This is a genomic window from uncultured Algibacter sp. (assembly GCF_905480415.1).
Classification (GTDB): domain Bacteria; phylum Bacteroidota; class Bacteroidia; order Flavobacteriales; family Flavobacteriaceae; genus Algibacter_B.
The window spans coordinates 1-6,172 of the sequence record NZ_CAJQQI010000106.1; the positions used below are offsets into that span (position 1 = coordinate 1).

5 protein-coding genes are annotated in these 6,172 nt (G+C 31.1%); 3 read left to right on the forward strand and 2 right to left on the reverse strand.

From position 1 onward, the window contains the following. Positions 1-48 precede the first annotated feature (48 nt). Positions 49-2,475 carry an outer membrane beta-barrel family protein gene (locus QZ260_RS07465; RefSeq protein ID WP_295984608.1) on the reverse strand — a complete coding sequence of 809 codons (2,427 nt, stop codon included), beginning with the start codon at positions 2,473-2,475 and terminating at the stop codon, positions 49-51. 197 nt (positions 2,476-2,672) lie between these two features. On the opposite strand from QZ260_RS07465, the gene QZ260_RS07470 reads away from it, so the two are divergent. The 3 genes from QZ260_RS07470 to QZ260_RS07480 are packed head-to-tail and all read left to right on the forward strand — an operon-like array spanning position 2,673 to position 4,884. Further along, entirely contained in the window at positions 2,673-3,875 is a 1,203-nt protein-coding gene (locus tag QZ260_RS07470) for an alanine dehydrogenase (RefSeq protein WP_295984610.1), read from the forward strand. Between the two features lie 38 nt (positions 3,876-3,913). Further along, positions 3,914-4,288, forward strand: coding sequence for a hypothetical protein (locus tag QZ260_RS07475; RefSeq protein WP_295984613.1), 375 nt, complete (start codon positions 3,914-3,916; stop codon positions 4,286-4,288). A gap of 2 nt (positions 4,289-4,290) precedes the next feature. Continuing rightward, complete coding sequence (locus QZ260_RS07480; protein ID WP_295984614.1) at positions 4,291-4,884, forward strand: sugar transferase; 594 nt, start codon at positions 4,291-4,293, stop codon at positions 4,882-4,884. 49 nt (positions 4,885-4,933) lie between these two features. Here the strand turns inward: QZ260_RS07480 and QZ260_RS07485 are convergent, their stop codons facing one another. Beyond that, positions 4,934-6,103 (reverse strand): proline dehydrogenase family protein, encoded by a 1,170-nt coding sequence (locus tag QZ260_RS07485; RefSeq protein WP_295984617.1) that lies wholly within the window; start codon positions 6,101-6,103, stop codon positions 4,934-4,936. Positions 6,104-6,172 lie beyond the last annotated feature (69 nt).

Genomic DNA, 6,172 nt, shown 5'->3' on the forward strand with positions numbered 1-6,172 from the left:
GTTCAAAATATCACCTAAAAACTTTTGGGGCAAAGTAAAAGGCTATTTTTAGTTATTAGCTCCTAACCTATCTCTTTCCATTAAATCGATAATTTTTTTGTTGTTTTTTAATCTAAAATTCCCGAATTTATAATTAAATCCAAAGACTAACATTCTATTTTCAGATTGAAATCTTGAGAAAATGTCTTGATTTAGATACTTGGTGGTCGTATTAAAATTTTGTGTATTGAATATATCCAACATTCCTATATTAAAAGAAGCCCTATTATTCCAAAACATTTTTCTTAAATTAATATCTAAACTTGATATAAAACTAGTGTCAGTTGGACCATCGTTTATTGGAGACTTGTAATTAAAAGTTAAATCTGCTACTAAGCTTTTGTCTTTTAATAAAGTGAAATAGTTTATGATGTCAGAATAAAAAGTCCATTTATCTCCGGAAAACGCCACAGTACCGCCTTCAATTGGAATGAAATTAGTTTTATAATAATACATTGATGATAAAACATATAAATTCCAAAAATCATTCAGGGATACATAAGTTGTAAAATCTAAACCATAAGAAATTGATTCATCAGTATTTGTGAATTGATATACTAATTTATTGTTGCTATTATCTTGATAAAAATATTGCAAAGTGGGGTCATTTTCGTGCCTGTAATATAATTCAAAAGTATAATCTTGGTTAAAAGTATACCCGAAAATAAATTGATCATCAATTTGAGGCTGTAAATTCGGGTCTCCTGTCATAAAAGTATTATCATTTAAAAAATATTTGAACGGATTCAATTGACTATATCTTGGGCGATAAATACGTTTGTTATAATTAAGATAGATTTCATTATTATTATTTACTCTATGTAATAAATAGAAAGAAGGAAAAAACTTCACATAATTATTATTATTAATTTGATTCACTGACAATGAATTTCCTTTAACATCCGTATACTCCAATCGAAGCCCTGTTTTTAAATTCCACTTTTTCCAATCTTTTGAGTAACTAGCGTATACTGCATAATTAGTTTCATCATACAAAAAAGTATCTGAATTCTGAAGATCCTGTTTCCTAATATCGTTTTCAAAAGTATACTGAGTTAAAATACTCTTAGAGTTTATATTTGATATTTTTCCTCCAGCTTCGAATTGCCCTGAGTCGTTTATTGGCAACTCATAGTCTAATTGCCCTGTATACAGTTTTATTTTTTGACTTGAAAATGTTTGAAACTTATTAGTTCTTATGAGTGACTCATCTGGAAACAGATAATCCGTATCCACATTCTGGAAGCTAGAAAAATCATAATTAGTATGATGCGCACTTATTAAAAGTGTTTCACCTTCTTTTTTAAATTTGTGTATATAATCTAATGTAAAAGCAAGATTAAGCGTTTCATCAACTTTTCGGTTATCTGTAATAAATGTTGAGTCTAAAACTTTATTGCTACCAAAAACATCTGTTACAGAATTTCCATTGGTTTTAGAGTTTACTCTGGGAGATATAAGCATATTTGTTGAAAACCCTAAACTATTATTTTTATCTAACTCATAATCAATATTCGCATTTATATTTTGATTTGCTGTTTCTCTAGTTCTTCTAAAATCAGTTTCCCAACTGGAGGTTACTTGATCATTGTCAATAAAATTAACAAACTCATCATTATTTCGAAAGTCCTTTCTTGGACTTATACTATAATTCAAATATGTATTGAGTTTTTTAGCTTTAAAAAAATGGCTCGTACCAAAAGCATATTTTGGAAATTGACTTCCTTGCTTATACGTACCAAAAATACTACCGTTATACCCAGCAATAATATTTTTACTAGTTATAATGTTTAAAACCGAACCGCCTTCTGCTTCATATTTAGCCGGAGGATTCGTAATTACTTCAATAGACTTAATATTACTTGCCGAAGTACCTTCCAGAAGTTGTTGTATCTCATTGGAAGATAAATGCACCCGTCTATCATTAATATAAATGGTTGGCATAGATTGCTTCACTGTAATTTTCTCATTATTTACCAAAACACCAGGCGTATGTTTTAAAACATCTAACACATTATTATTTGAAAGTGTTGAGTTTTCAACATTAAAAACTAATCTGTCAACCATTCTTTTTACAGTTGGTCTTTTGGCTACAATGGTTACGCCGTCAAGTTCTTGCACACTTTCTTTGAGAATAATGATTCCTAAATCAATATTTTGATTAAGCGCTATTGCTTTTGAATAGTCTTCAAATCCTAAAAAACTTAATGTAATTGTGTAATCGCCTTTGTTAATATTTTCAATTTTGAAAGTACCAAAATCATCAGTGATTGTCCCTTTTGTGATTTCTGAATTTGCTTTACTAACTAGCACAACATTGGCGTATGCTATAGATTTAGTGCTTGAATCATTTACAGTGCCACTAATACTAAATTCTTGCGAAAAACAAAACGAGGTATATAAAAAAATAACACAGGATAACAATTTTCTAAGCATACGCTAAATTACTGAAACAAAGTTATAATAATAAATTTTCGCCTTTAAAAAGGAAGTAATGTGGTTATTTTTTCTCACAAAAGTAATGGTTGCAGAGCAATTATATGTTTAGAATGTGAAAACAATTATTTTTTCATATTATTTTCTAATTAAAAAAATTTATTTGTAATTTGAGATTTAATAATTTGATCTAATCCATGTCGAACCAACCACTTTCGCCTTTTACTAAACAGCAGCTTTTACCACAAGAAGAAACGCTTGAAATTTATAAGAAAAAAGGAGAGTTATTCATAGGTATTCCAAAAGAAACTGCGTTTCAAGAAAAGCGTATTTGCTTAACGCCAGATGCTGTTTATGCTTTGGTAAATAATGGTCATCGGGTTTTAATAGAATCTGGTGCTGGGAATGGCGCAAATTTTAGCGATAAAGATTATAGTGAATCTGGAGCTGAAATTACAAAAGATACGGCCAAAGTATTTTCGTGCCCAATGATTTTAAAAGTGGAACCCCCTACTCTAGATCAAATAAAGCTTTTGAACCCACAAACTATTTTAATTTCTGCGTTACAGCTTAAAACTCAAACTAAGAAATATTTTGAAGCTTTAGCATCAAAAAGAATCACGGCACTAGCCTTTGAGTTTATTCGAGATACAGATGGTAGTTACCCTGCTGTAAGATCGCTAAGTGAAATTGCTGGTACGGCATCTGTATTAATCGCCTCAGAATTACTTTCTGATTCAAAAAGTGGTAATGGTTTAATGTTTGGTAATATAAGTGGTGTACCTCCAATAGAGGTTGTTATTTTAGGCGCAGGCACCGTTGGTGAATTTGCAGCGAGAAGTGCTTTAGGTCTTGGTGCTGGCGTTAAGGTATTTGATAATTCAATAACAAAATTAAGACGTATTCAATCTCAATTAGGACGCCCGCTTTTCACATCAACCATTCAACCTAAAAATTTACTGAAAGCATTAAAACGCTGCGATGTTGTTATTGGAGCCGTAAGAGGTACGAACAGAGCTCCAATTGTAGTTTCTGAAGGCTTGGTGCAGTCTATGAAAAAAGGCGCTATTATTATTGATGTTAGTATCGATATGGGTGGATGCTTTGAAACTAGTGAAGTTACATCGCACAAACATCCAACATATGTAAAGCATAATGTAGTGCATTATTGTGTTCCTAATATTCCTGCTAGATACCCACGGACAGCGACAGTTTCAATTAGTAATATTTTCACGCCTTATTTGCTTAAAATTGCAGAAGACGGTGGAATAGAAAATTCTTTAAGATTTGACAAGGGTTTAAAAAATGGATTGTATTTTTACCACGGTATTTTAACCAGTAAACCCGTTGGTGAATGGTTCGATTTAAAATACAACGATGTGAATTTGCTAATATTTTAATTGGCTTTTCATTATACCCAAAACCCTAAACACTTTAAATGACACTTATTCAACGCATTGGTTATTATCTTGGAGGTTTTTCCATAGGATTAGTCATTCTTGCTTTCTTCTTAAGTGGCAAAAAAACATCTTGTAGTTATGGTCCGGATTCTCGAGTTTTAAAAAATATTAACTCAAAACAACTCATTTATAGCCAAGATATTTCTACCTTTTTAGACAACAAAACTATTGATTCTGCGGGTATAGACTATATTCTAAAAAAAGGGGATATTAATTTTTCTAATAGTCAACCAAGGCAAGAACCCTGCAGTGTTTATGCTGTAGAGGGTATTCACAATAATAACGAGGTTACTTTAACTGTTGAAAATTGTGATAGTATAGCAACTGTTTTAAACCTTAAAATTTACAATTAAAAATGTTAAAACGACTCTTTGATGTTGTTTTCTCGGTAATTGGAATAATGCTACTCTTTCCAATCTTACTATTAATTTCTATTCTAATAAAATTAGACTCAAAAGGACCAATACTCTTTATTCAAGGTCGGGTTGGAAAAAACAATAAAGACTTTAATATATTTAAATTTAGAACCATGAGCGTGCAGTCCAATAAAAAAGGATTATTAACTCTTGGGAATAATGATTCAAGGATAACCAAAATTGGTTATGTCTTAAGGCGTTATAACATAGATGAATTTCCGCAACTTATTAATATCCTTAAAGGGGATATGAGTTTCGTTGGACCCAGACCAGAACTGCGTTATTATGTCAATTTTTATAATGATGATGATATGAAAATATTTGAAGTGCGCCCCGGTATTACAGGTTTAGCCTCTTTAAAATATAGAAACGAAGTTGAACTTTTAAAAGCGGCCAAAGACCCTGAAGCCTTTTTTATCAAAACAATTATTCCAGATAAGTTGAAATATAATAAGGCGTATATCAGTAAGCAAAATTTCTTTTTTGATCTGAAACTTATCGGACTTACTATTGTTAAAGTGATTACCAAATAGAAATACACTAAAATCTATTTTACGCCATTATATCTTATTGATAAAGACTTTATTTTCTGCGTTTTTTCTCTTTTTTAATTAACGCTAATTCTCTTCCTGTTTGTCCAGCTACCGATGTATTTTCTTCCGCGCGTCTAATCAAATAAGGCATAACATCCTTTACGGGTCCAAAGGGCACGTACTTTGCAACATTATAACCTTTATTAGCCAGATTAAAACTAATATGATCACTCATACCATATAGTTGACCAAACCAAATACGCGGGTCATTGTTGAGTAATTTTTTTTCATTCATTAAATTCATTAAAAGATAAGAACTATCTTCATTGTGGGTCCCAGCAAACAAGGACATACAATCTAAATGGTCCATCATATAATGCACTCCATTATTAAAATTCTGGTCTGTTTCAAATTTACTATCACATATAGGTGATTTATAACCTTTTTCTTCAGCTCTTTCATTTTCCTTTTCCAGATAAGCGCCACGCACCAACTTAAACCCTAGAAAATAATTTCCTTTTTTAGCTTTTTCATGTTCCTGTTCTAAGAATGCCAGCCTATCATGTCTATACATTTGTAATGTGTTGTAAACTATCGGTTTTTCTGTATTATAAATAATCATTAAATTGGTAATAAGGGCATCACAAGCATCTTGCATCCAACTTTCTTCCGCATCAATTAAAACCGCAACATCATTAGCCTTAGCTTTTTCACAAACAGCATCATAGCGTTCTAAAACTCTAGACCACTCGGCTTCCTCATTTTTGCTTAAAGCATCTCCACTACTTATTTTTTCATATAAATAATAACGTCCAAAACCACTTGGTTTAAATACTGCAATGGGTATAGCGTCAATTTCTTTTGCAAAATCAATTATTTTCAAAATTTTATCCCTGGCAGCATCAAACTCGTTTTCGCTTTCTTTGCCTTCAACAGAATAATCTAAAACAGAACTCACCCCTTTTTGATACATGTTATCTATTACAGATAAACAATCTTCTTCATTGACACCACCACAAAAATGATCAAAAACCGTAGAACGAATTAAGCCTTCAATTGGTAAATGCGCTTTAATAGCAAAATTAGTAGCAGCAGTCCCAATACGAACTAAGGGTTCTATAGAAATCATTTTAAATAAGAAATATGCACGCTCTAATTCAGAGTCTGTCTTTAATGAAAAAGCAATTTTGGTATCGTTAAAAATTAAATCTGTGTTCATGTTATAAAATTTACATAAAGATAATTATAGCTAAGTTATCATTTTATATAAAAACTTCTTAATTTCACA

What these genes read in the sequence shown, in the direction of transcription:
- QZ260_RS07465 (WP_295984608.1), bottom strand. Translation starts at nt 2,475, where the DNA reads ATGCTTAGAAAATTGTTATCCTGTGTTATTTTTTTATATACCTCGTTT.
- QZ260_RS07470 (WP_295984610.1), top strand. Translation starts at nt 2,673, where the DNA reads ATGTCGAACCAACCACTTTCGCCTTTTACTAAACAGCAGCTTTTACCA.
- QZ260_RS07475 (WP_295984613.1), top strand. Translation starts at nt 3,914, where the DNA reads ATGACACTTATTCAACGCATTGGTTATTATCTTGGAGGTTTTTCCATA.
- QZ260_RS07480 (WP_295984614.1), top strand. Translation starts at nt 4,291, where the DNA reads ATGTTAAAACGACTCTTTGATGTTGTTTTCTCGGTAATTGGAATAATG.
- QZ260_RS07485 (WP_295984617.1), bottom strand. Translation starts at nt 6,103, where the DNA reads ATGAACACAGATTTAATTTTTAACGATACCAAAATTGCTTTTTCATTA.